This is a genomic window from Pseudomonas sp. MF08875 (assembly GCF_059862525.1).
This window is the reverse complement of record NZ_JCBCUW010000067.1, coordinates 1-25,121: the sequence shown is the minus strand read 5'-3', so window position 1 is coordinate 25,121 and position 25,121 is coordinate 1. Positions and strand designations below refer to the sequence as shown.

Below are 25,121 nucleotides of genomic sequence, written 5' to 3'. Positions count from 1 at the left end.
ACCGTCGAAGCCGTCAATCGGACAGTAGCGAGGATCAATCTACGCCCGCGCAAGCGCTTGGGCTGGAAGACGCCGTACGAAGTGCATACAGGGGTGAGCGTTGCACTTATGTGTTGAATTCAGGGGGGGATGGATGGGTTTGCCGTGTCGATGACGCCGTCGCGGCGCACGTAGACCCACGCCTGGGCGTGGCCCAACAAGGCATTGATGCGCCGAGGCTCAAGGACCTTGAGCAGCGCCTGTAATGACGTTGAGTCGTAGAAGCGCAGCAACCCGGTACGGTGTTTAGAAAGGGCCACGTTGGTTTTTCGACTCAGGCCCCGGGCCAGTTGCTCGCGGGGCAAGGCACTGACCAACAGGGTAAAGGCGAAAGGGCGGCGGGCCAGGGAGCGCTCCAGCAGCGACGCCACCCAATGGTGCTCATACGGCATCAACAGGCCACAGATTTCGGGTGCGCTGGCTTCGGGCCGGCCTTTGAGCAGGTTGTCGATTTGCCGGCACGCGAGCAGGTCTTTCCACGGGAGCGCATTGATAGATAACTGTGCCGCATCGATCAGTAGGTAGCGGGCCAGTGTGGGGTGGTTGTCGTGGGCTTGTTGCGCGGCCAGGTGCCAGCGCGCCAGTAAGGTCGGCATGTTTTTATCCTCTGGGCGAGACGTTTCGATGCAAGCGCGCCAAGTGGCGCAGGCATGCCACGCACACGGGTGGGTTGAGGGCGGGCAGCGTGGGCGCGGGGCGTTGGGCTGGCCCGGTCAGCGCATGGTGCTGTGCCTTGAACGTCACGCTGCCCGGCGCCGTGATTTCAATGTTGCCTCCCCTCAGGCGGATGGCTGCGCCCTGCACGTGCAACAACACCTGGCGGTGGCCCTGCACCCGGGCGCTGGCCTGGGTACTGCGCATGTGCAAATCCCGTTGTGCGGCGACATTGAGCGTGTCGCTGCGCGCTTGCAGGCTGACCGCGCCCGTGGCCGCGTGCAGGGCGATGCCGGGGGTGGTCACGGGGCCGTGCTCGGCGGCGGCGCCACGGGTAAACAGGACCAAGCCGTTTTCCGCGAGAAAACCGCAGTGGCCTTGGGCGGTAAGGTTGAGGTGCCCGCCGGCATTGAGCAGGCCATGGCTGCCCGCGGCCCAGATTTGATCTTGGGCGGCCAGGCTCAGCACCCCGGCCTGGCCGTACAGCGCCAGCATGGGTCGGCTCCAGGCGACGGCTTGCCCTTCACCGCCGCCGATACCTGCCGCGCTGGGTTGCCCTGCGCAGGTTGCCGCCAGGCTTGCCAGGCTGCTGCGTAGCGCTTGGTCGACGGGCAGCTGTGCCGCATCGGTGGGCCACCCGGCATTTTGCCGATGGGCACTGGCGGCCAATTGCTGCACTTGGGCCTGGGCTTTTTCCAATTCGGCGAACAGGCCTTGGGCCTGCATTTGCTGGTCGGCCGGTTCGGTGCTCAGCAGTAATCCTGCGCCGGCGCGCACCGCGCCCTGGGCCTGGGTGTGCAGCTCCATGCCATAACCCCGGTCGGCCAGGCGCTGGTTGTCCTGGGTCAGTTTCAGATGGCCCAGGGTCAGGCCGCTGTGGTAGTCGCTGGTGTACAGGTGGATGCGGCTTTGCCCGGGGCTGTCGTCAAATTGCAACTGGCGATAGCCGCCAAGGCCGGTGTGGCTGGTGGCCAGATCCTGGGTTTTCCAGCCGCTGAGCACACCGGCATGGCCGTTGCCAGGGAACCACGCCGGGGCGTTGCCGGTGCTGCCCGATGCCCCACCCGCCACCCGGTTATGCGGCGCATTGGCCTGGCCGCGGCCGTTATACAAGGCGCCGATCACCACGGGGCGGTCGATATTCCCTTCCAGGAACGCCACCAGCACTTCCTGGCCGACCCGCGGGAGCCAGGCGCTGCCCCAATTTTGCCCCGCCTGCGCGGTGGCCACTCGCACCCAGGTTCCTACGCTTGCATCCGCCGGGGCGTTGTCGGTTTGCCGGGGATGGGCTAGATAGCTGGCCGAACGTGTGCCGCGCTGCCAGTGGAATTGCACTTTGATGCGGTGGTCACGGTCCGTCAGCAGCGGCCCGCCGTCGCCGATCACAATGGCGCTTTGCGCGCCCTGCACCGTGGGCACGGGATGCAGGCGACGGCCATGCCCGTCCTCGGTTTGCGGGCGGTAAGCCTGGTGGGCCGAGATCAGGGTGAAGTGGTTGCGGTACAGCTCAACGACGGGCTCCCCCACCGGCCCCAGGCCCGCCAGTACCGCCGCTTGCAGTTGCGCATCCAGGTTGTTGCGCGCCTGGTGGTGAACCCGTAGGCACAGCAGTGGCTCGCCCTCTGGAACGCTGTCATGGCCACTGAGGCAAATCCGCGAGCCGGCCGCCAATCGGCGCCATGTGCCCTGGCCCTGCACCTGCCACCGCGCCGTGCGCTGCGCATCGAGATGTTGTCGGGTGCGCTGTGCTCCCTGCATCGCATCCACCCAAGCGTAGGGGCCGACCGCCTCCTCATCGACACACCCTTTGATACCGTCATCGCTTTGCGCCTGCGCCGACAGCCGCGAGTGGCTGCGGTAATCCCAGCTTTGGCGCCGCACTTGGCCGACCATCCAGCGTTCTTCTTGTGCGCAGTGCTGGATGCTGTCGTGGGTCTCGGTCACGTCGCTGCGATGAAAACGCACTGACACGGGCGGAGCAGGCGCCAACGTGGCGTTACTGTCGCTCAACACCAGCACATGGCGGCCCAGGCCCGGGGCCTGTGCGTCGCCCTGGTGCTCAACGTGGTAGGCAATGCCTTCCTCGGCCAAAAGCCGTTGGACAAAAGCCAGGTCGGTTTCCTGGTACTGCGTGGTCAGGCTGCGTTTGCGGTAACGGCGCGGGTCATCGAGTGCCCAGCGCCAATGCGGTTGCACCACGCCCTGGCGATAGAACGCAAAGATCTGCTCGCAGATTTCCATCACGTTCAGGTCGTGAAAGGCGTAGCTGTCCTGGCGCAAGCGCAAGAGCGCCAGCCAGGGCTCGATACGCAATTGGTAGCGCGCCAGCCCACCATTGCTGGCGACTCGGGTGCAATGGCTGAGATGGCCGTGGAATGAGCGCAGCTCACCCTGTGAATCGGCGCACTGCACCTGCAAGAGCACCGGGGCGCCCAGCCACTGTTCGATCGGCAAGCCGCCATCGCAGGACAACGCGCTCAAGCTTAGGCAGAAGCCGCCCTGATCCAGTGCCTCCCAGCCGTCGAGGTGTTCGGCGACCAGCACCTGCGCACCCAACGTGGTGTGCAAGCGTAATAACCGATTCCGCTGGGACAGATCATCGTGCAACAAGGTAGAAGACATTCCTTTACCCCCGGCTCAACAAGAGCGCAGAAGGGTAAAGACTCAACGTCCCGGCAGAATGTCGGAACGTTCCTGTTTTTCGGACATCCACTTCCTGATCCGGCGATCACGGGCAAGCCCTCTCCCACAGCGCTCAGGTGACAATCCAGCGCACCCCTAGCAGCAGCAAAAAGTGCGCCGGATAAAGCCCATAGGCCCAGCGCCGCATGGGCGGTGGGCAGGCGTTGCGGGCATGGCGCAGCAAGGCCAATCCCAGCCAGGGTGCAAGCAGGCACGCCAGCAAGGCCGCGCCGGCGAGGTCGTTGCCGTGGCGCAGGGCCGGCCACAACACTTGCCACTCATTGGCCGCCACGCAGACCGCCCCGGGCAGCAGGCTCCAATACCCGGGGCGTCGGATCACCAGCAAGGTCGCCAACGGCAGCAGCACGCCAAACAGGCCGAACATCAGGTGCTCCCCCAACAGCGCCGCCAGCACCAGCGCCCCCAAGCCCAGCAGGCGGCTGTGCAGCCCGGGGGATTGCCAGCCGCGGGCCACCAGCAGGCCCAGCGCCAGGGTGGGCAACACGTTGAGGGTGTCGGCGTTGGCCATGAATAGGCGATAGGGGATTTCGCTCAGGGCGCTGAACAGCAGCAGCCAGCCCAGGTAGCGCCACTGGCCTTTGGGCGCCGCGCTGCCGGCACGGGCCAGGTTGGCCGCCATCGCCAGGCAAAACCAGGGGAACGCCAGGCGCCCCGGCACGTAGAGCATGTCCAGTTGCCAACCGACATAACGCAGGTGGTCAAGCACCATGCTCAACAGCGCCAACCACTTGAGCAGGTCCAGCGCGCCGTCGCGCCGCGTGGATGGTTCGGATGCGCGCATAATCCCTCAAGCCCTCTGCATTTTTGCGTCATAAACAGGGCGTGTGCTCGCCCGCCAATCTTGGGTAAAGTGCCCGCCATCCCCGCCCTCAATCACGGACACGGCCATGACCGACAAGAGCCAGCAATTTGCCAGTGACAACTATTCCGGTATCTGCCCCGAAGCCTGGGCCGCTATGGAGCAGGCCAACCAGGGCCACCAGCGCGCCTACGGCGACGACGAGTGGACGGCCCGGGCCTCGGACTATTTCCGCAAGTTGTTTGAAACCGACTGCGAAGTGTTCTTCGCGTTCAACGGCACGGCCGCCAACTCCCTGGCCCTGTCGTCGCTGTGCCAGAGTTACCACAGCGTGATCTGCTCGGAAACCGCCCACGTCGAAACCGACGAATGCGGCGCCCCGGAGTTTTTCTCCAACGGCTCCAAACTGCTCACCGCCCGCACCGAAAACGGCAAGCTGACACCCGACTCGATCCGCGAAATCGCCCTCAAGCGCCAGGACATTCACTACCCCAAGCCCCGCGTCGTGACCCTGACCCAGGCCACCGAAGTGGGCAGCGTCTACACCCCGCAGGAAGTCCGCGCCATCAGCGCCACCTGTAAGGAGTTGGGCCTGAACCTGCACATGGACGGCGCGCGGTTTTCCAACGCCTGCGCGTTCCTGGGCTGCTCGCCCGCCGACCTGACCTGGAAGGCCGGCGTCGATGTGTTGTGCTTTGGTGGGACGAAAAACGGCATGGCGGTGGGCGAGGCGATTTTGTTCTTCAACCACAAACTGGCCGAAGACTTCGATTACCGCTGCAAGCAGGCGGGGCAGCTGGCGTCGAAAATGCGCTTTCTCTCCGCCCCGTGGGTGGGCCTTTTGGAACACGACGCCTGGCTCAAGCACGCCCGCCACGCCAACCACTGCGCGCAACTGCTGAGCAGCCTGGTGGCGGACATTCCCGGCGTGGAACTGATGTTCCCGGTGCAGGCCAACGGCGTGTTCCTGCAACTCTCGGAACCGGCCATCGCAGCCCTCACCGCACGCGGCTGGCGCTTCTACACCTTTATCGGCAAGGGCGGTGCGCGCTTCATGTGCTCGTGGGATACCGAGGAAGAACGGGTACGGGAACTGGCGGCAGATATCCGCGAAGTGATGGGGGCCTGACACTCATCGCGCAACGGGCGCTGGAGCACCACCTGCCCGCTCGTCGGCACTGTCATTTCTGACAGTATCAACAAGCACCTTGGCAGCGTTAGGTTCTGTAGGCCTGAAAGGGGTCTGTGCAGCCTTTCGGGTAAACGTTCTGCGCCGATGATTCGGCGGAGCATCGCAACCAAGGCAGGTGACTGAAATGAAAAATGCAGACAGCTACAACGCCGAAAAAACCGGCGTATTCGTCAGCTACGAAGACTTTTTGAAACTGGCGAACACGGGCGACCTTCTGACCCATGACCAAGCAGGGTTACCGCCCAAGCAAGTGTTGAAAAAAATCTTCAGGGCCCACGCAAACAGGCCGGGCGAGTACGAAATCCTGATTGCGGTCACCGACCCGACTCCGACTCCATAAGCGCCCTGCGGCTCGCGCGCCCACTGCCATTGCAGGGGCGCGCGACTTCCTAGAACTCGATCCGCACATCGCCCTTCGGCACGCTGCAGCACGACAGGATGTAGCCTTCGGCTTCGTCGTCTTCAGTGATGCCGCCGTTGTGCTCCATCTCCACTTCCCCGCCCAGCTTGCGCACTTTGCAGGTACCGCAGATGCCCATGCCGCAGGCCTTGGGGATCATCAGGCCGAGTTTGGCGGCGGCGGCGTGGACGGTTTCGCCCGGTGCCACGCGAATGCTTTTGCCCGAGGCAGTGAACTCCACCTGATGCAGGTCCGCCAGGTCCACTTGCGGGGCGTCGGCGGCCTGTTCGGCTTGCTCCACCGCGTCGGCGCGGGCCTCGGGCGGCGTGGCGCCGAAGGATTCCTCGTGGTAGCGCGCCATGTCGAACCCCGCCCCTTCCAGCAGGCGCTTGACCGCATTCATGTAAGGCGTAGGGCCGCAGCAGAACACCTCGCGCTCCATGAAGTCGGGGGTCATCAGTTCGAGCATCTTGTGGTTCAGGTAACCGCGATAGCCGGCCCAGGGCTCGCCCAGGCCATGTTTTTCACAGATCAGGTGCAGGCTGAAGTTGTCGATGCGCGAGGCCATGTGCTCCAGCTCGCGGTGGTAAATGATGTCCTTGGGCGAGCGGGCGCTGTGGATAAACACCATGTCGACATTGGCGTTGGTGTCGTAGAACCAGCGGGCCATGGACATGCACGGGGTGATGCCGACGCCGCCGCTCAGGTACAGCACTTTCGGCGCCGGGAAGTCGATGGCGTTGAACAGCCCCACCGGCCCATGCACCGCCAGCTCCTGGCCTTCGTGCAGGGTGTCGTGCAACCAGTTGGAAACCTTGCCCCCGGGGATGCGCTTGATGGTCACCGAAAAGCTGTAGGGCACCGACGGCGAACTGGAGATGGTATAGGAGCGCATGATCGGTTGGTCGTCGATTTCCAGCTCCAGGGTGACGAATTGCCCCGGTTTGAAAAAGAACAGGATCGGCTGGTCGGCCATGAAGCAGAAGGTGCGCACGTCCCAGGTTTCCTGGATGACCTTGACGCACCGCACGATATGCCGGCCGTTGGCCCAGGTCTGGGTGGTTACCGGGTTCAGGAAGCTGTTGGACATGCTGTTCTCCGCTGCCGGGATTCGGCCTGATGGTGGCGATTTTGCGTATAGCGCAGAACGCCCATTTACCTATCTGCGACATTCACATGCTTATCGCGACCAGCCCCCAGGCGCCGGGGGTTGCGCGTCGGGAACAGGTTGGGCCATGTCGCCCATGGATAAGGTTGCCGCCCGCCCCCGCCCCACACTCGCCACACCGGACAAACACAATCCTGTGCCTTGCGTAGTAACCGTAGCCACTAATTCTGTCGGCCACACCGAATGGCCTTGAGGACATACACGATGGACGTCACCGCAACCCTGAGCCTGGGCGATCCGCTGGAACCCGCACGCAAGGCCACCGCACAGATGCTGCAAGAACGCGAGCGCACGTTTTCGCTACCGCAGCCGTTCTACTGCGACGAACGCCTCTTCCATATCGACATGCAGGAGATCTTCCAGAAGGAATGGTTGATCGCCGGCATGACCTGCGAAATCCCGGCCAAGGGTAACTACCTGACCCTGCAGATCGGCAAGAACCCGATCATCGTCATCCGCGGCGCCGAAGGCGTGGTGCATGCCTTCCACAACGTGTGCCGCCACCGCGGCTCGCGCCTGTGCACCAGCGACAAGGGCAAGGTCGCCAAACTGGTGTGCCATTACCACCAATGGACCTACGAACTGGACGGGCGCCTGCTGTTCGCCGGCACCGAGATGGGCGCCGACTTCGACATGCAGCAATACGGCCTCAAACCGGTGAACGTGAAAACCGCCGGCGGCTATATCTTCATCAGCCTGGCGCAGAACCCGCCGGCCATCGATGACTTCCTGGCCACCCTCAACCACTACATGGAACCCTACGACATGGAGAACACCAAGGTGGCGGTGCAAACCACCCTGGTGGAAAAGGCCAACTGGAAACTGGTGCTGGAAAACAACCGCGAGTGCTACCACTGCAACGCCTCGCACCCGGAGCTGCTCAAAACCCTGCTCGAATGGGACGACGTCACCGACCCGCGTGCCGACCAGGCGTTCAAGGACCACGTCGCCGCTTCGGCCGCAGCCTGGGACGCGGAGAAAATCCCCTACGCCCACGCCAGTTTCGGCCTGCGCAACCGCATCGTGCGCATGCCGCTGCTCAAGGGCACCGTGTCGATGACCCTGGATGGCAAGCAGGGCTGCAAAAAACTGATGGGCCGTATCAAGAACCCAGACCTGGGCTCGATGCGCATCCTGCACTTGCCCCACTCGTGGAACCACTGCATGGGCGACCACATCATCGTGTTCACCGTGTGGCCCATCAGCGCCCAGGAAACCATGGTCACCACCAAATGGCTGGTGCACAAAGATGCGGTCGAAGGCGTGGACTATGACGTCGAGCGCATGCGCCAAGTGTGGGACGCCACCAACGACCAGGACCGGCGCCTGGCCGAAGAAAACCAGCGTGGCATCAACTCCACTGCCTACCAGCCCGGGCCGTATTCCAAGACCTATGAGTTCGGTGTGGTCAACTTCGTCGACTGGTACAGCGAACGCCTGCTCAACAACCTGGGCGCCGCCCCGGCACCGTACCTGAAGGGAGTTGCGGCGCATGAGTGACTGAGCTGTGGCAGTGGGGCACCCGGTCAAAAAATGAGCAGATGCCCCACAGCCCGCTGCCACCCTGGCTCCTAGCCATCGCCCAACAACTTATCCACAAAGCCGCCCACAGACATTGTGGGCAAGTAGCGCGTTTACCCCCACTAGAGCGAAGAAAAACCGTGACTTATTCAAAGTACAGGGTTGTGGACAGCTTTGATCGTTTTTTGATCTAAAGTCTGAAAGCCACGTTTTTAAAGGGCTACAGGCGAACACAAACACCTTATCCACAGAAACGCCAACAGACTTTGGGGGCAACTTGTTCACAATGGCGCAGCGCTGTGGAAAACCCGGCAAACACCTGAAATAACTGGGGTTTCACGCCTTGCGCAAATAAAAACCGGACAATCGATCAAAAAACGCTCAAACCACTACACGCCTTTATCCACGTAGCCTGTGGCGTAAAGCGAACATCTTATCCACAGAAACACCAACAGACTTTGGGGGCAAAAACCGTCTTGCCTGCCCCGACGCCGGGAGGCGGTGTGGATAACTGCGGGGCGCAGCCACCGCGCTCAAAACCAACCGATATAACTCTTAGTGCAAAAAACAGTAACTTTAAAAATCAGATAGTTACTCTAATTACGCCTACCCAAGCACAGACAAGTTGCACTTTTTCTGTTTGCAACCAAACTTCATCTACACTCTTAGTCTCTAGGTAGTTCATTTCGCAATAGCCTGGGTTATTCAAGCAGTCCTTGGCGGGAACAAGGAGACAGACAGGTGATAAGGCAGGCTTCGCTATATTCAATAGCGTCGCGCCATCACTTCGCCACAGGTTTCACGCTGATTGAATTACTACTGACGCTGGCTCTATTGGCCACACTTGCGACAGTAGCTTATCCGCTGACGGCATTGATGGGTAAACGCGAACGGGAAGTCGAGTTGCAACGCTCGCTGCGTGAAATTCGGCGCGCGATCGACACTTATAAAGAAGCGTCCGATGACGGGCGTATCGAAAAAAGCCTCACCGCCAGCGGCTACCCGCCGACCCTGCAAGCCCTGGTCGAAGGCGTCACCGACAAGACCGACCTCAAGGGCAAAAAGCTCTACTTCCTGCGCCGCATCCCCCGTGACCCGATGTGCCAATGCCCAGACCAGGCAGCAGCCGACACTTGGCAACTACGCAGCTACGCCAGCACCGGCGAAGACCCCTCCGAGGGAGACGATGTGTTTGACATCTACTCCCGCAGCACCCGCGAGAGCCTCAATGGAACTCCCTACAGCCAGTGGTAACGCCGCTCGCCGGCGCTCGCGCGGCCAGGGCGGTTTTACCCTGATCGAGCTGCTGGTGGTCATGGCGATCATCGCCACCCTGATGACCCTGGTCACCCCGCAGTTCTTCCGTCAACACAGCAAGGCCCAGGAAACCGTGTTGCGCCATAACCTGGCGACCATCCGCCAAGCGCTGGACCAATACCGCGAAGACCAGGGCGCCAACCCGCCGTCCCTGGAAGAACTGGTGACCCGACGCTACCTGCGGGAAATCCCCCTGGACCCCATCACGGGCAAGCGCGACACCTGGCAGCTGGAAACGGGCGAAGAGCAAGGCCTGGGCGATGTGCGCAGTGGTGCGCCCGGCCAGGGCAATGACGGAACCGAGTATGCAACCTGGTAACGCGCGGCGCGGCCGGCGGCGCCAGCAGGGCTCGGTGTTCCTGGGCATGCTGGTGGCGGTGGCGCTAGTGGCCGTGATGTTGATGCAGACCGGCACGCTGTGGTCCAGCGTGCTGCGCCGTGAACGCGAGGCGGACCTCTTGGCCCGCGGTGGGGAAATCCGCCGCGCCATCGGCCTGTACTACCAAATCGCCAATACCTACCCCAAGACCCTTGACGAGCTGCTGCAGGACCGCCGCCAGCCCACCGTCAAGCGCTACCTGCGCCGCGTCTACCACGACCCCCTCAGCGGCAAGCCCGACTGGGGCATCGTCAAGGGCCCCGGCGACACCATCATGGGCGTTTACAGCCAGGCCAAAGGCACGCCATTCAAGCAAGGCAACTTTCGCAAGGACGACCGCAACTTCTCAGGACAGAGCAGTTATCAAGGGTGGTTGTTTCTGTATAGCCCTGGACAGAGTAGCCCTCCACCGCGAAACGAAGCACCGGGAGGCCCCGCCACTGGATGACCCCAACAACGTTCGGACACAACCGTTGCGTGCGTGCGCGCAACTTTTCCTGTGATTTGAAGGTGGATTCGACAATGAAGCATTTACAGACCTATAAGCGATACCTGCTACAGGGGTTGCTGGCCGCGACACTGGCCTTGCCAGCCGTTGGCTGGGGCCACGGCGCCGTGGACATTCCCATTGCCCGCCAGGTGAACTGCAAACTGGCCGGCGGCGAATGGCAATCGCCAGACGGCTCGTCCATTCCCGACCGTGGTTGCCGTGAAGCGGCGGCAATCTTCTCCACGCCCGCCGAGCGGGCCTACCCCGCCCAGCAATGGAACGAAGTGGCCATGCTGGTACCGGACTACAACAACGACAACGCAGTAATGGCCGCCATCCCCAACGGCAAGCTGTGCGCCGCCGGGGACCCGAAAAAAGCCAGCCTGGACGTGGTCACGCCCTACTGGCACAAAACCGCGCTGACCGCCTCCGACAGCATGACGGTGCGCATCATCGGCACCGCGCCCCATGTGCCCAGCTTTGCCAAGATTTACCTGAGCAAGGCCAGCTATGACGGCACGCGCCCCCTGGGCTGGGATGACCTGGATCTGATCCACTCCGAGCGCTTTACCACAGCGCGCACCGACTGGCAGACCCAACCCACCATCTCCGGGGCCAGCGGCTTCTTCGAGGTCAAGGCTCCGTTGCCGCCCGGCCGTACCGGCGACGCGGTGGTGTATGTACGCTGGCAGCGGGAAGACCCGGCGGGGGAAGGTTTCTACAACTGCAGCGACATCACCTTCAAGGACACCGGCATTCCCGAACCGGAACTGTTCGACAAGGGCTCCTTCATCCCCGCCGAAATCCAGCCCAAGGCCGGCGACACCGTGCGCTTTCGCGTGCTGAGCGGCTCGGGCGACGCCCATGAAATCGTCGATGTGAAGCAAGCCATCACCGCGCAAAACACCCACCCCAATGTCTGGGGCAAACAGATCTTCGACAAGGTCCCACCCTCGAACGTGGTGATTGGCGAGGAGCCCATGAGCCGCGCCAAGCAACACGGCATAACGTTCAATGAGAGCGATTGGCGGGCCAACTCGGTGTTCGTGCGCAACCGCAACGACTCCCCCGCCATGAGCATCAGCAGCGGCGGTGAACCCGAACCGGTCAACCCAAACCCACCGATTGTGGTGATCGAGGGCCCAACCACCGTCAAGTCGGGCGAGCAGTTCACCCTCGATGGCAGCAAAACCCAGGGCCAGAACGGCAACGGTAGCCTGAGGTACCAATGGATTGCCGCCTTCGCGCAGATTGACGGCCGCCAGCCGATCCATCAGTTCACCGCGCCCACGGTTACCACGCCCACCGCAATCTGGGCACGCCTGGCTGTTGACGACTCATCCAACCACACCGTCGCCCAGAAAACCCACAACATCACGGTCACCCCCTCCACCGGCGGCGGCGATGACTTCCCGGCCTACAGCCCCGGCACCAGCTACAAGCCGGGGGATAAAGTGTCCCACAAGGGCAAGAACTACCAATGCCGGGACTTCCCCAACAGCGGATGGTGCGGGCAGTCGCCAACGCACTATGAACCGGGTGTAGGTTCCGATTGGAGGGATGCCTGGAACCCACTTTGAATTGCAAACTTTGATCCAACTTATGGCGCCGCACTTATGTGCGGCGCTTTAGTCACAGCACGCTTTTTATATTCAATTAGCTCATTACAAAAATAGCCAGGCGCTATAACTAACAATGGAACTTTGTTATTTCCCATCGCTGCTATAGTCAGTACTGATACAGGGACGCTTAGTTGTACTAATGGAGCAGGGGCAACAGTTCTGCCGGCGGTGCCCGTTGCATAACGGGCCGGGAGAGTTATACACAACCGCCTACCTTGGCACTCCCAGCAGGGTAACTTTCATGAAGCCGATATCCTTGTCACGCGCGTCCCATTCCCGTCGCACCCGTGGTTTCACCTTGCTGGAACTGCTGGTGGTGCTGTTAATCATCGCCCTGCTGGCCGGGTATGTCGGGCCGAAAATGTTCGATCGCCTGGAACTGGCCAAGGTGCAGACCGCCAAGGGCCAGATGAAATCCCTGGGCGACGCCCTCAACCAATACCGCCTCGACAACGGCCGCTACCCCAGCGAAGCCCTGGGCCTCAACGCCCTCACCGAGCGCCCGGCCAGCGAACCAGGCTGGCACGGCCCCTACCTGCCCAAGAGCGTGCCGCCCGACCCGTGGAACACCCCCTACCAATTTAAAAACCCGGGGGCGGCCCATGAGGTGGAAATCATCTCCCTGGGCCGCGATGCCAAGGCCGGTGGCGAAGGCACCTCCGCCGACATCGTCCACGGCCTCTGAAGCCTGGGCACGCCCATGCCCAAGGGACTCGCCATGACCCTGCGCCGACTCGCCATCGCCCTGTTCGCCAGCCTGCTGGCCAGCACCGCCCAGGCCACCTGCTGGCAAGCGGCGGGCAGCCGTTACCACATCGACCCACTGCTGCTGTATGCCATCGCCAAGGTGGAATCGGGCCTCAACCCCGGCGCGCGCAACCTCAACCGCGACGGCAGCTACGACATCGGCCTGATGCAGATCAACAGCCGCCACCTGCCGCGCCTCGCCGCCTACGGCATCGACGAACACAGCCTGCAATCGCAGCCCTGCACCAGCGTGATGGTGGGGGCGTGGATCCTCGCCGAGTTCATTCGCCAGTCTGGCTACGGCTGGCACGCGGTGGGCGCCTACAACGCCGGCACCCGGCCGCAAGGCGATGCCCGCCGCGCCCGCTACGCCGAGGCGGTGTGGCGCTACTACGGCCAGTTGTCGCTGGCGCGCCAGCAACGGGCGGTGCCCACGCCATGAACGAATTCGACGCCCGCGTACTGCGCCAGGGCCATGTGCAAAGCCTGCGCATCCAGGCCCTGGACCTGGCCCAGGCGCGCCAGCAATTGCAGGCCGATGGCAGCCACGTCATCTCCCTGCAACAACGCCGCCAACTGAAGTGGCAGGGCCGTGGCGCCAAGTTCGCCCTGGGCCTGTTCATCCAGGAACTGGTGGTGCTGCTCGACGCCGGGCTGGTGCTGGTAGAAGCCGTGGAGACCCTGCGCGACAAAGCCGCGCCGGGGATCAACCGCCAGGTCCTGAGCGAACTGCTGGACGCCATGTACCAGGGCAACTCGCTGTCCAAGGCCATGCAGATGAAAGCCGCGCTGTTCCCCTCGCTGCTGATCGCCACCGTCGCCTCCTCCGAACACAGCGGCCAGTTGTCCATTGCCTTGCGCCGCTACCACCACTTCGAGGCGCACCTGGAAAAGGTCAAGAAACGGGTGAGCGGCGCGCTGATGTACCCCTTGGTGGTGCTCAGTGTCGGCGCGCTGATTTTGCTGTTCCTGCTGTTTTTCGTGATCCCGCGTTTTGCCTCGGTGTTCGACTCGGTCGCCGACCTGCCGGCCACGGCGCGTTTTATGGTGTGGTGGGGCGCGTTGGTGGAACAGCGTGGCCTGGCGCTGCTGGGCGCGACGCTGGCGGCCCTCGTCGGCCTTGGCCTGCTGATGCGCACCGCCGCCTTCAAAAGCCGCGTGGCGGCGTTGTTCTGGAAGGTCCCCAGCCTCGGGGCTCAGCGCACCCTGTTTGTCCTCGCCCGTTTCTACCGCACCGCCGGCATGCTGCTGATGGGCGGCATGCCGGTGGTGATGGCGGTGGAGTTATCGGGCGCGCTGCTGCCCGCCGAGCGCCAGGGCGATTTGCACCAGGCCATGACCGACATCAAGGCCGGCCAGCCGCTGTCCACCTCCCTGGCCCGCTACCAACTGACCACGCCCGTGGCCGAGCGGCTGCTGCGGGTAGGCGAGCAGAGCGGCGAACTGGCGGCCATGTGCGAACGTATCGCGCAGTTCCACGACGAGGCGCTGGAGCGGGCCATCGAATTGTTCAGCAAGGTGTTCGAGCCGTTGCTGATGCTAGTGGTCGGCGGCTTGATCGGGCTGATCGTGTTCATGCTGTACATGCCGATCTTTGAATTGGCCGGCTCAATTCAGGGGTGAGTGATGAGCGACCTATGGCACGCCTGGCAGGCCCAGGCACTTGAGCAAGGCCAGAGCCTGCCGGATTTTTTGCACGCTTTGCTCAGCACCGAGCCGCAGCAACTGGAGGCCGTGGCCGCAGGCGTGGGCCTGCTGGCAATCCCCGCCAGCGCGTTGGCCGAACACTGGCGCTTCGACCTGCTGGCGCTGCCCCAGGCGCTGATCCACGACTTGTTGCCTATCGACTGGCAAGGCGCGCCGTGCCTGGTGTTGGGCGAACCGTTCTCCCTGGCCGCGCGCAACTGGGTGCAAGCCAGTGCGGCCCTGCGCGGCCTGCCCCTGGCCATGAGCCTACCCGGCGCGGTCAAGGCGCAACTGACCCTGGCCGAGGCCAGCCAACGGGTGATGCAACCCTTTGGCGGCGACGACGAAAACGCCCGGGTCATGCAGGCTGCCCAGGAGATTTCCCTGAGCAGCATCGCCCGCGACGACAACCCGGTGGTGCGCCTGGTCAACTCCATGCTGTTCGACGCCTTGCAAAGCCACGCCAGCGATATCCACGTGGAATCCACGCCCCAGGGCCTGGTCATCAAGTACCGCATCGACGGCGTGTTGCAGCAGATGGGCCAGGCACCGGGGCTGGACATGGCCGAGCAGGCGCTGTCGCGGCTCAAGGTGTTGTCGGAGCTGGACATCGGCGAGCGGCGGGTGCCGCAGGACGGGCGCTTCAAGGTGCGCATGCAGGGCCGCGAGGTGGATTTCCGGGTGTCGATCATGCCCAGCATCCACGGCGAGGACGCGGTGCTGCGGGTGCTGGACAAGTCCCAGCGCGGCGAATCCCTGACCCTCGACACCCTGGGCCTGGACGCCGACACCATTGCCCGCATCCGCACCCTGGCCAGCGAGCCCTACGGCATGTTGCTGGTCACCGGCCCCACCGGCAGCGGCAAATCCACCACCCTCTACGCGGCACTGTCGGAAACCAACACCGGCGAGAAAAAAATCATCACCATCGAAGACCCGGTGGAATACGAACTGCCCGGCGTGCTGCAAATCCCGGTCAACGACAAAAAGGGCCTGACCTTCGCCCGCGGCCTGCGCTCGGTGCTGCGTCACGACCCGGACACCATTCTGGTGGGCGAGATCCGCGACGGCGAAACCGCCGGCATCGCCGTGCAAGCGGCGCTCACCGGGCACCTGGTGATGTCCTCGGTGCACGCCAACAGCGCCTTCAGCGTGCTAGAGCGTTTTATCTACATGGAGGTGGAACCGGCCAGTTTCGTCGAGGCCCTCAACGGCGTCGTGGCCCAGCGCCTGGTGCGGCGCATTTGCAGCGAGTGCGCGGTGGAAGCCAAACCCGACCCTGAACTGGTGCGCCTGGCCAAGCTCTCACCCCAGCAACTCAAGCAGGCCCATTACCGCGTCGGCACCGGGTGCGAGGCCTGCCGCCACACCGGCTACCGCGGGCGCCTGGCCCTGGCCGAAGTGCTGAGCGTCACCGACAGCATCAAGGAAGGCCTGCTGCACCGCAGCTCCGCCGCCGCCCTGCGCGAGCTAGCGCTGGAATCGGGCCACGTGTTCATCCGCGACATCGCCCTGGCCCATGCGGCGCTGGGCCACACCACGCTGCGGGAGATTCACCGTGTCATCTCTTTGTATTGAGCACGCTGTGCTACTGGGCGGCGAAGGCACAACCTGGGCCGCCCGCGACCGCTGGCGCGAGGGCCCGGTGTGGCACGCCCAGCACAACGGCGAGCCGCTGGAAGCCTGTGCCGAGCTGCTGGAACAGGCACCACGCGGGCGCCTCAAACGCCTCGACCGCGCCCACGTGCTGCTGGGCTTTCCACATGTGCACTACCTGATGCTGCCCTGGCAGGACGGCCTCTACAGCCCGGATGACTGGCAAGGCTTTGCCCGCGCCACCTTCCTGCAAGACGCCGGCGTGGACCCGGCGCAGTGCCAGGTGCAAATCGCCAGTGCGCCGTTCGGCGCCGCACGCCTGGCGGTGGCCACCCCGCTGGAGTTGCTGCACGCCTTGCGCCTGCTGTTCCGGGCCCAACACCTGCCGCTGGGGACGTGCCTGCCGTTGCTCACCGCCACCGCCCAGCGCTACTGGCAGCAACTGCCCGCCGACGGCGTATTGGCCGTGCCCGAGGCTAGCGCCCTGAGCTGCCTGTACCTGCATGGCGGTGAAGCGACCCAGGCCTGCGCCCTGCCGGTCGCCCCAGGCACGCCGCTGCACAGCAGCCTGTTCGCCGCCGCGGTGCTGAGCGCCGAGAACCCTGCCGCGGTGGTCGTCGCAGGCCCGCGCCCGCCCACCGCCAGCGACGGCCACTGGCTCGGCCCGCTCCACCCATGGATGCAGGAGGACGCCGGATGATCGCCCCCCTGCGCGCACGCCTGCACCGACACTGGCAGCGGGCCCGCGCCGGCCAAGGCCCGCGTGTCGACTTCCAGCGCCAGCACCTCGCCCACAAAGGCCTGGTGGCGGTGCTATGGCTCCTAGCCTTGGTGCTGGCGTTCATCGCCTGGCAACACTGGCAGGCGTTGCAGGCGCAACAGCGCCACACCGACGAACTGGAGCAGCACTTCGTGCAGTTAGCGCGGCAACAGGAACGCCTGATCCAAGCCGCGATCCGCACCACGCCGCAGCAGAAAAAACAGCTGGCGCTGTTCGCCGAGCAGGCCCTAACCCCCTTCCCCTTGCTCGACACCCTGGGCCAGGCGTGGCTAAAGGAAGTGGCCGTGACGCGAGTGGAGGTCAACACCCTGACCCGCGAACTGAACCTGGACCTCGAAGCGCGGGTGCTGCGCGATGCCTTTCGTTTTGTCGAGCGCCTCAAGGCGCAACCCAACCTGGCCGTCAGCCTGCAACAAAGCGCACGCAAACCCAACGACCCGGCGCGGCCGGTGGTCGTCAAACTGAACATCCGCGGGCAATGACGCCATGAACCGCCTCCCCCGCGCCCTGCAACCCGAGCCTCTGCTGGCGCGCCTGCGCTGGGGGTTGATGCTGGCGCGCCAGGCCCTGGGTTTTGCCGGAGGGTTGGCGATGCTGGTGATCGCCGCCGCCGTGCTGATCGACATCGGCGTCACCGGCCCGGCGCGGGCCCAGGACAGCGTGCGCCGCGCGGAGCTGGAAAGCGCCATCGCCGCACGCCCCCAGGAGGTCTTTGTCACAGAACCCTCGGCGGTCAATAAACTGCCCACCGCACAGGCCTTCGCCATGCGCCTGGAGCGGGTGTTGAGCCTGTTGCAAGAACAGGGTTTCAGCATCGACCAGACCAACCTGGCCTACTCCAGCCCCGGCGACGCCCAGGTGCAGCGCCTGGAGGTGGAAATCCCCGTGACCGGGAGCTACCCGGCGCTGCGCAGGGCCCTGGACGAAATCGTTCAGCAACCGGCCGTGCGCGTGGAAAACCTGGTGCTGGAGCGCAAGGACATCACCGCCAGCCAACTGGCGATCAACCTCAAGGTAAGCCTGTTGGGGGTGCTCGAATGAAACTGCCCCTGTACTTGCGCGTGTTGCTGGGGCTGACGGTGCTCGGTTGCGCCTGGCTGTTTTGGCAAGACAGCACCCCGCCACCGCAGGAAACGCCCGCGCCCAACACCCGCCCCACGCCCGCGCCAGCCCCGGACGACAGCCCCCCTCCCGCCAGCGACAGCGCCCAGGCACTGGCCAGAGTGGACATCTTCCCCAGCCAGACCTGGATGCCACCGCCCTCCGCCGCCGCCCCGGTGAGCCAGGCACCCCGCGCACCACCGTTCCCGTTCACCGTCAGCGCCCAGTGGCGCTACCAGAACCAGGCGAAAATCGTCGTCCTGCAAGGCCAGGGCACGCGCTACACCCTGTGCCGACGCTGCGCGGTGCCCGGGCATATCGAACCCGGCGGCAAACTCGATGCGCACTATCGGCTGGAAAAACTCAGCGACAGCGCCGTGGTCATCCAGTACCTGCCCCTGGGCCAGGTGACCACCCTGCGCCTGGATTCACCTTGAGCCTCACGCAGGCAAGCGAAGAGAACGATCATGGCGACCCGTACGTTCATCTCATTAGCCCTGGCCCTGGTGCTCCTGCCCGGTTGCGAAACCCGCCGCGCCCTGGAGGAAAGCGACGAACTGCGCCAACAAGGCGATTTGGTGCGTTCAGTGGAAGTGCTCCAGGCTGAAATGAAAGACAACCCCGACGACGTGCAATTGCGCACCGCCACGTTCAGCAAGCTGGAGCTGCTGGTGGCCCACTACAGCCGCGAGGCCAACAACGCCCTGATGCGCGGCGACGATGCCGGCGCCATCGCCGCCATGCAGACCATCCTCAAGTACGACCCCAGCAACCTGGGCGCGCGCCAGGAAATCCAAAGCATCGAGACCATGCGCCAGTTGCGCCCACAGTTGCAGCAGGCCTACGCGATAAAAGACTCCAACCCCCTGGAGGCCCTACGCCAGGTGCGCCAGATCATCGCGCAAAAACCCAACTACCGCGCCGCCCTGGACCTGCGCAACCTGCTGACCCAGGACCTGGTCAAGGCCGACAACCTCAACCCGAACCTGAGCGAGGCCATGCGCAAACCGGTGAGCCTGGAGTTCAGCTCCCAGAGCCTGACCACGATTTTCGAGACCATCGCCAAGCTCTCGGGGGTCAACTTCGTCATCGACAAGGACGTCAACCCCGGCGCCACCGCCAGCCTCACGGCCAGCCGCACCACCGCCGAAGATGCCCTCAACCTGCTGCTCTCGACCCAGCAACTGCAAAAGAAAGTGCTCAACGCCAACACCTTCCTCATCTACCCGGCGCGCCCGGACAAAGAGCGCGAATACCGCGAACTGGCGGTGCGCACCTTTTACCTGAGCCACAGCGACCCGAAACTGATCGCCGCCGAGATCAAGCAAATCCTCAAACCCAAGGAAGTGCTGGTGGACGAGCGCCTCAACGCAGTGATCGTGCGCGACGGCCTCGACACCCTGGGCGCCGTGGAAAAACTGGTGGAAGCCATCGACATCGCCCAGTCGGAAGTGACCATCGACATCCAGGTGCTGGAAGTCAGCCTCACCGACGAAATGAACCTGGGCATCGCCTACCCCGAAAGCATCGGGGTGTCGGTGGGCAACTTCGCCAACCTGCCCGCCGTGATGGCCGGCACGCCCATCAGCGCCCTGCGCGGGATCAACGGCGACAACATCCTGCTGGACGCCGGCAGCACCTCGGCGCGCATCAACATGCTGCAACGCAGCGGCAACACCGTAACCCTGGCCAACCCCCGGGTACGGGTGAAAAACCGCGAAGAAGCCTCGGTGAACATCGGCGACAAAATCCCGGTGGTGACCACCACCACCGCCAACCAGATCACCACTTCATCGGTGACCTACCAGGACGTGGGGCTGCAAATCAAAGTCAAACCCAACATCAGCCTGAGCGACGAAATCAGCCTCGACTTGTCGGTGGAAATGAGCCACATCACCAAGCGCATCGCCGGCTCGGAGAATGTCCCGGCCACCTTCGAGCTGGGCTCGCGGGCCACCAAAACCATGCTCACCGCACGCAACAACGAAACCCAAGTGGTCTCGGGGCTGATCCGCACCGCCGACATCGACGAAGGCTCGGGCCTGCCGTGGCTGAGCAAAATCCCGTGGATAGGCAAACACCTGTTCGGCACCAACCTGGGCACCCAGCAAAAAACCGAAATCATCCTGCTGCTCACCCCGCGCATCGAACGCAACCTCGACCTGCCGATCTCCCAAGTCAGCACCTTCAGCAGCGGCACCGAAGCGCGCAGCTCCACCGAAGGCATGATCTTGCGCGACACCCGCGACATCAAACTGCGCTCCACCGGCACCGGTGCCTTCAGCGGCGCCATCCCCCCGCCCATGCAACAACCCGACGCCAACTGGCAACCCCTGCCGCCCCCCGTCCCCCAACAAGTGGCCCCACCCACCGTGCCACCGCCGCCAACACCCCCAGCGCCAGCCACACCCGCGGCCCCGAGCCCATGAGCCTGGCCCGAAATCGAGGTCGGCGGGTTTGGCCCCATCACGGGCAAGCGGAGCGCCGCCTGGCCCGTTCCCACAGATGAACTGTGCTGTGGCTGGGATTTTCATTTTTCGTCTGTGGGAGCGAGCCTGCTCGCGATGGCGGCACTGAGTGGCGGTGACGAAGGGCAGGGGGAAGACAGTTGCTCCCACAGGGCTCAACTCAGTGCTGGCCTGGACTGATCCGGGCTCCAGAGCCAGAAGGTGTAGCCGTAGTCGCCTTCCAGCTTGGGAAAAATTGCGCCATCGCGAAAATACTGCCGCGAACCTTCACGGGCGGGGCTGAACCACCAACCGGCGTGGGGGCACGGCTCGCCGCTGGCTTTGCGCGGCGGGTGCTGCGGTTCGCTGCCGGGTGCATCGGCCATGGCGTCGGGGTCGCTGTCTTCAAACTCACCTTCGAGAAGTTCGACGAAGTACCACTTGCAGGGGCGTTCGGTGAAGGCTTCCTCTACTATTTTTTGTCGTGCCGGGTGCTGGATATTGGGAAAAATGCTGGTGTACTGGCGTTGTTGAGCAAACTGCAATAACCCTGCTTCGTCGCTCCATAAATTTCTGCCAACTACTTTCAACACATCAAGGCCAATTTCGCTGAAGGTTTGGCATTTTTTTAGTGGTCGAAACATGCCAATCCCCCCTCCTGTCCAACCAAACTGCAAAGCGCCGAAGGGATCATCTTGAGGTAAGTACACGCCGGTCCGAGGAGGAACTTGTCCCGTTTTACCTTCAATGTCGAAGTGAACTTTGAACTTGGGTAATTTATGGAAGCACCCTTTTACTTCTCGCCACGCGACCCAAAATGTGAAGTCTCGCCAGCGTTGCTCCATAACTCCATCAATGTTGAACCCGTGGGAAAAAACCTCGTTGGCACGTTTGCGAAACGCTTTCTCCTGTTCTGCGGTGGCCCATTGCATCGAGAACTCACCCAGCATATGGGCACATTGATTGGTTCCCGTGATGCCGTAGCACTGGTCGGCGCGCTTGGCCATATCCCACATGGTGTTTTCCCTGTACTCGATCAAGGCTGGAAACCCGCCGGTGCTCCAGTTGGCTGCGGTATCGCGCACGCCCCAGCGTTCGCTGACCATCAGGGGGTCGAGAATAGAGCACCGCTCTAGAAGCATCTCGGCCATAACGATCAGCTCCTCGATTTTCGGCAACAACGCGTCCAGGTAACTTTGCGACGAGTAGTAATAAAGCATCGCCGCTTGGCGTTTTTGCCACAGGGACAGGTGATAAGTCGGGGTCATCGGATAAAGAGCGTTCATGTTGTGTGCCCGGACAGTGCAGACCAGGCGGGTTTGCCTGGCCTGCACTTAACGATCAAAGTGTTGGCCTGGACTGATCCGGGCTCCAGAGCCAGAAGGTGTAGCCGTAGTCGCCTTCCAGTTTGGGAAAAATCGCCCCATCGCGAAAATACTGCCGCGAACCTTCACGGGCGGGGCTGAACCACCAACCGGCGTGGGGGCACGGCTCGCCGCTGGCTTTGCGCGGCGGGTGCTGCGGTTCGCTGCCCGGCGCGTCGGCCATGGCGTCGGGGTCGCTGTCTTCAAACTCGCCTTCGAGAAGTTCGACGAAGTACCACTTGCAGGGGCGGTAAGTGAAGGAGTTGGATTGCACTTGATAACGGGCCGAAAAAATTGGATCCGTAAAAACACCCTTATATTGGTTTTGTGCAATAAATTTCGAAAAACCGTCCTCATCGCCCCACAAGCCTGCGCGGCCCAAGGTTTTCAAGACATCCAGACCTAACTCATTGAATGTTTGACATTCTTCCAGTGTCTTCCACATACCTTCACCGCCTCCGGTCCAGGCAAATTGCAGGGCACCCAGAGGATCATCTTGAGACACATAGACGCCAGTACGTGGCGGAACTTCCCCGGTTTTACCTTCAATATCCATATGCACTTTGAATTTTGGCAACCGCGGAAACTGTCCTTTGATTTGCTGCCAAATTGACCAAAATGTCATATCGCTCCAGTCCCGCTCCATAACACCGTCAATCTTGTAACCGTACGAGAACACCTCATTGGCCCGTTCGCGAAACTCGTTTTCCTGTTCTGCGGTGGCCCATTGCATTGAAAACTCGCCCAGCATATGGGCGCATTGATTGGTTCCCGTGATGCCGTAGCACTGGTCGGCGCGCTTGGCCATATGCCACATCGTGCTTTGCCGATAGGCAATCAAGGCCGGAAAACCGCCGGTGCTCCAGTTGGCTGCGGTATCGCGCACGCCCCAGCGCTCACTGACCATCAGGGGGTCGAGAATCGAACGGCGTTCTAAAAGCATCTTGGCCATGACGATCAACTCTTCGATCTTCGGCAACAACGCGTCCAAGTAACTTTGCGACGAGTAGTAATAGAGCATTGCTGCCTGGCGTTTTTGCCAAAGCGACAGGTGATAAGTTGGGGTCATCGGATAAAGCGGATTCATTTTTTAAACTCCGTTACTTGGCCGGGTAAGTTGGGCAGGCCGAGGCGCACGTTATTAAGTTGGGTATCAAAGTCGGTCATGCCCCAGGCGGTATCAAAGGGGCCGCTGATGGCGGGGTGATTAATTTTTTCGCGCAGGCACTCATAGAACTCCTGCTCTTGTGGCGACAGGTTCTTGTAACGCTCGTAGTTCATGTCCGGGGCAGGCTCCATGCGACCGGTCTGGCGATCCACGCGGTAGTAGGTCAGGGTGTCGAAGGCTTCAGCGGTGCTTTCGCCGGCGCTATTACGGATGAACTTGGAATCGAACTTGATTTGCTCCCAGCCGCCCTCCAGATAGCGGTCACCTAGTTCCATTTCCCCATCCTTGACCTGGGACGCCGCGGGGCCTTTCCAGACCTTGAGGGTTTCCCCGGCCTTGAGTTCGTACACCACGAACTGGCCATTGACGTTCCAGTCTGGCCACACCGCCAGGTACTTGCGCCACGCCGACTTGGGGTTGGCTGAATCCATGATTTGCTTGAACACGGCTTCCGTGACCCAGTCCTGGGCACTGGCGACACTGCCGGGGCCTATGATGCGGTAAAGCCGTAGGGGGCCTTTGAGTTCAGCCGCCACCATGCCTTCGGCGAAGGTTCTGATCTGCTTATCATCGAGGCGTGGAAAGCCCAGACTGATGGCCCTGTTTATCTCGGCCATCATGGAGTCATCTGGTTTCAAAGGCTTAAACACCCCCGGCTTCCCCCGACTCAACCACCCCGGCAACGGCTTCGCGTCCCGCATCAATTTCACCGCCCGCGCCTCGGGCAATCCGCCGTGAAAGTGCACATTCACCGTGTTCAGGATCGCCCGATGCTGCATCAGGTCTTCCATTTCCAACCGGCGGATCACGATGTCGAGGGCGTCGCGTATCGGTTGCAGCGTTTTGCCGATATGGGCATTGGCCTGTAGGCGCACGGCCTTGACCATGTTCAGGGTTTGCTCGGCCTTGGCGGCGGCCCCGGGGACGTATTTGACTTTGCCCAGCAGGGTGTCCAATGCGCGAATGCCTCGGTCGAAGGCGCGCAGCAACCTCAAGACCTCTATTTGGTTGCGCACCTTCTTGATGGCGTCAGCCAGTTCCTTGAACACCTGGCCCCACTTGAGAGCATCCCAGTACGTCATCACCTCCTTTTTACGCAGCAAGGTAATGACCCAGGTCATCGCCTCGTCCACGGCCTGCTCCACGGCATGGCCGCCCGAACGGCGGATAAACAAGAAGAAGATTTTCAGCACGCCCTTGACCAGGGAACCGAGCACCGGAAACAGGCCGATCAGGGTCAGGCACAGGCCGACCCAGGCCCAGGTGTTGCTGTGGTCTTTTTGCAGTTCGCGGCAGTTGGCGACCAAGTCGCGCATGTCGCAGATCTGGTCCACCAGCGGCACCATGGAAACCGCCGCGTCGAAGGCGATTTGCCCGGTGCTGCGGTCTTGGTTGAAATCCCCTTGGATCGCCTCCCACACCCAAAGGGCGGTATCGACACTGGCGTCGAAGAGTTTTTCCGGGGCGCCGGTGATGTACGCCAGGGCGACGCGCATGTTGTCGGCGGGGACTACAGGGTCGGTGTTGGGGGGTTGGTTCATGTGCGCTCTCCTGATGTTTGCGGTGTCTCTGCGCAGGCCTGTTCCAGGGCCCGATGCGCGGGTTCCTGCGCGCCGGTTGCCAGCGCGTAGTTCACGTAAGCCACCTGCTGCGGCGGCACGTTGTCGTGGCGGGCGTCGCCTTGGGGCTTCAAGTTGCCCGCGTGTTGGGGGCCCTTGTGTTGCTGAATTTGATAGCCCGCCTCGCGAATGCCTTGACGGGTTTGCTTGTCTCGATAGTTCACCGCCACCCACTGCGCCGCCGGCCCCGGCATGGCCTGCGACCTGGGCAGTGCGGGTATTTGCGGCTGGTTGTTTGCCCCGTTCAGCAACGGATGCTCGCTGCCCTTGACGCTGAACACCCCGGGGCAGGCAAAGGTGATATCCGCGCCGTGCAGGGTGATGCGGC

At 62.8% G+C, this 25,121-nt stretch carries 24 protein-coding genes and 1 pseudogene; 17 read left to right on the top strand and 8 right to left on the bottom strand.

Features of this window, described 5'->3' with window-relative positions; all coding sequences use genetic code 11:
* A pseudogene (locus tag AC19YT_RS25840) lies at nucleotides 1-117 on the top strand (IS30 family transposase); the annotation flags it as partial.
* Nucleotides 118-119: 2 nt separating this feature from the next.
* On the opposite strand, the gene AC19YT_RS25835 reads toward AC19YT_RS25840, so the two are convergent.
* The 3 genes from AC19YT_RS25835 to AC19YT_RS25825 all read right to left on the bottom strand — a co-directional run bounded on the left by AC19YT_RS25835 (nucleotide 120) and on the right by AC19YT_RS25825 (nucleotide 4,177).
* Complete coding sequence (locus AC19YT_RS25835) at nucleotides 120-635, bottom strand: DUF4123 domain-containing protein (RefSeq protein WP_500611273.1); 516 nt, start codon at nucleotides 633-635, stop codon at nucleotides 120-122.
* Nucleotides 636-639: 4 nt separating this feature from the next.
* Nucleotides 640-3,315 (bottom strand): type VI secretion system Vgr family protein, encoded by a 2,676-nt coding sequence (locus tag AC19YT_RS25830; protein WP_500611272.1) that lies wholly within the window; start codon nucleotides 3,313-3,315, stop codon nucleotides 640-642.
* Between the two features lie 133 nt (nucleotides 3,316-3,448).
* Entirely contained in the window at nucleotides 3,449-4,177 is a 729-nt protein-coding gene (locus tag AC19YT_RS25825; RefSeq protein ID WP_095110937.1) for a TraX family protein, read from the bottom strand.
* Between the two features lie 106 nt (nucleotides 4,178-4,283).
* Here AC19YT_RS25825 and AC19YT_RS25820 point away from each other — a divergent pair, with 106 nt between their 5' ends.
* Both AC19YT_RS25820 and AC19YT_RS25815 read left to right on the top strand, forming a co-directional pair.
* Nucleotides 4,284-5,324 carry a threonine aldolase family protein gene (locus AC19YT_RS25820; RefSeq protein ID WP_500611271.1) on the top strand — a complete coding sequence of 347 codons (1,041 nt, stop codon included), beginning with the start codon at nucleotides 4,284-4,286 and terminating at the stop codon, nucleotides 5,322-5,324.
* A gap of 187 nt (nucleotides 5,325-5,511) precedes the next feature.
* Entirely contained in the window at nucleotides 5,512-5,727 is a 216-nt protein-coding gene (locus AC19YT_RS25815) for a hypothetical protein (RefSeq protein WP_095110939.1), read from the top strand.
* A 49-nt stretch (nucleotides 5,728-5,776) separates the two neighbouring features.
* Here AC19YT_RS25815 and gbcB read toward each other — a convergent pair whose 3' ends face one another.
* Nucleotides 5,777-6,877: a glycine betaine monooxygenase reductase subunit gene (gbcB, locus tag AC19YT_RS25810; RefSeq protein WP_095110940.1), complete on the bottom strand. Its 1,101-nt coding sequence runs from the start codon at nucleotides 6,875-6,877 to the stop codon at nucleotides 5,777-5,779.
* Between the two features lie 282 nt (nucleotides 6,878-7,159).
* Here gbcB and gbca point away from each other — a divergent pair, with 282 nt between their 5' ends.
* The 14 genes from gbca to AC19YT_RS25740 all read left to right on the top strand — a co-directional run bounded on the left by gbca (nucleotide 7,160) and on the right by AC19YT_RS25740 (nucleotide 20,624).
* On the top strand, nucleotides 7,160-8,455 hold the full coding sequence (gene gbca / locus AC19YT_RS25805; protein ID WP_500611270.1) for a glycine betaine monooxygenase oxygenase subunit: 1,296 nt from the start codon (nucleotides 7,160-7,162) through the stop codon (nucleotides 8,453-8,455).
* Nucleotides 8,456-9,244: 789 nt separating this feature from the next.
* Complete coding sequence (locus tag AC19YT_RS25800) at nucleotides 9,245-9,730, top strand: type II secretion system protein (protein ID WP_176465164.1); 486 nt, start codon at nucleotides 9,245-9,247, stop codon at nucleotides 9,728-9,730.
* Nucleotides 9,705-10,112 carry a type II secretion system protein gene (locus tag AC19YT_RS25795; protein ID WP_095110942.1) on the top strand — a complete coding sequence of 136 codons (408 nt, stop codon included), beginning with the start codon at nucleotides 9,705-9,707 and terminating at the stop codon, nucleotides 10,110-10,112. The genes AC19YT_RS25800 and AC19YT_RS25795 overlap by 26 nt, the downstream gene beginning before the upstream one ends.
* A complete protein-coding gene (locus tag AC19YT_RS25790; protein ID WP_176465162.1) occupies nucleotides 10,099-10,620 on the top strand; it encodes a type II secretion system protein in 522 nt (173 codons plus the stop codon). Before AC19YT_RS25795 ends, AC19YT_RS25790 begins: the two co-directional genes overlap by 14 nt.
* Nucleotides 10,621-10,694: 74 nt before the next feature.
* The gene (locus AC19YT_RS25785; protein WP_500611269.1) at nucleotides 10,695-12,242 is read left to right on the top strand and encodes a lytic polysaccharide monooxygenase; all 1,548 of its coding nucleotides are present in this window, start codon (nucleotides 10,695-10,697) and stop codon (nucleotides 12,240-12,242) included.
* A gap of 283 nt (nucleotides 12,243-12,525) precedes the next feature.
* Entirely contained in the window at nucleotides 12,526-12,969 is a 444-nt protein-coding gene (gspG, locus tag AC19YT_RS25780; RefSeq protein ID WP_500600322.1) for a type II secretion system major pseudopilin GspG, read from the top strand.
* Nucleotides 12,970-13,002: 33 nt separating this feature from the next.
* Entirely contained in the window at nucleotides 13,003-13,473 is a 471-nt protein-coding gene (locus tag AC19YT_RS25775) for a transglycosylase SLT domain-containing protein (RefSeq protein WP_095110945.1), read from the top strand.
* Nucleotides 13,470-14,654 carry a type II secretion system F family protein gene (locus AC19YT_RS25770; protein WP_500611268.1) on the top strand — a complete coding sequence of 395 codons (1,185 nt, stop codon included), beginning with the start codon at nucleotides 13,470-13,472 and terminating at the stop codon, nucleotides 14,652-14,654. The genes AC19YT_RS25775 and AC19YT_RS25770 overlap by 4 nt, the downstream gene beginning before the upstream one ends.
* A gap of 3 nt (nucleotides 14,655-14,657) precedes the next feature.
* Nucleotides 14,658-16,295: a GspE/PulE family protein gene (locus tag AC19YT_RS25765; protein WP_500611267.1), complete on the top strand. Its 1,638-nt coding sequence runs from the start codon at nucleotides 14,658-14,660 to the stop codon at nucleotides 16,293-16,295.
* Nucleotides 16,276-17,013, top strand: a complete 738-nt coding sequence (locus AC19YT_RS25760) for a hypothetical protein (RefSeq protein WP_141234007.1) — start codon at nucleotides 16,276-16,278, stop codon at nucleotides 17,011-17,013. Before AC19YT_RS25765 ends, AC19YT_RS25760 begins: the two co-directional genes overlap by 20 nt.
* Nucleotides 17,010-17,576, top strand: a complete 567-nt coding sequence (locus tag AC19YT_RS25755; RefSeq protein WP_256576652.1) for a hypothetical protein — start codon at nucleotides 17,010-17,012, stop codon at nucleotides 17,574-17,576. The genes AC19YT_RS25760 and AC19YT_RS25755 overlap by 4 nt, the downstream gene beginning before the upstream one ends.
* A gap of 4 nt (nucleotides 17,577-17,580) precedes the next feature.
* Entirely contained in the window at nucleotides 17,581-18,135 is a 555-nt protein-coding gene (locus AC19YT_RS25750; protein ID WP_500611266.1) for a GspMb/PilO family protein, read from the top strand.
* On the top strand, nucleotides 18,132-18,632 hold the full coding sequence (locus tag AC19YT_RS25745; protein WP_500611265.1) for a hypothetical protein: 501 nt from the start codon (nucleotides 18,132-18,134) through the stop codon (nucleotides 18,630-18,632). The genes AC19YT_RS25750 and AC19YT_RS25745 overlap by 4 nt, the downstream gene beginning before the upstream one ends.
* Nucleotides 18,633-18,662: 30 nt before the next feature.
* Nucleotides 18,663-20,624: a secretin GspD/PilQ domain-containing protein gene (locus AC19YT_RS25740; protein ID WP_500600328.1), complete on the top strand. Its 1,962-nt coding sequence runs from the start codon at nucleotides 18,663-18,665 to the stop codon at nucleotides 20,622-20,624.
* 194 nt (nucleotides 20,625-20,818) lie between these two features.
* On the opposite strand, the gene AC19YT_RS25735 is transcribed toward AC19YT_RS25740, so the two are convergent.
* The 4 genes from AC19YT_RS25735 to AC19YT_RS25720 form a co-directional block, all read right to left on the bottom strand.
* Nucleotides 20,819-21,928 (bottom strand): hypothetical protein, encoded by a 1,110-nt coding sequence (locus AC19YT_RS25735; RefSeq protein WP_500611264.1) that lies wholly within the window; start codon nucleotides 21,926-21,928, stop codon nucleotides 20,819-20,821.
* A 55-nt stretch (nucleotides 21,929-21,983) separates the two neighbouring features.
* On the bottom strand, nucleotides 21,984-23,093 hold the full coding sequence (locus tag AC19YT_RS25730) for a hypothetical protein (RefSeq protein ID WP_500611263.1): 1,110 nt from the start codon (nucleotides 23,091-23,093) through the stop codon (nucleotides 21,984-21,986).
* The gene (locus AC19YT_RS25725; protein WP_500611262.1) at nucleotides 23,090-24,715 is read right to left on the bottom strand and encodes a hypothetical protein; all 1,626 of its coding nucleotides are present in this window, start codon (nucleotides 24,713-24,715) and stop codon (nucleotides 23,090-23,092) included. Before AC19YT_RS25725 ends, AC19YT_RS25730 begins: the two co-directional genes overlap by 4 nt.
* Nucleotides 24,712-25,121: hypothetical protein (locus tag AC19YT_RS25720; protein ID WP_500611261.1), on the bottom strand; the 410-nt coding region annotated here is incomplete at its 5' end. The genes AC19YT_RS25720 and AC19YT_RS25725, both read right to left, overlap by 4 nt.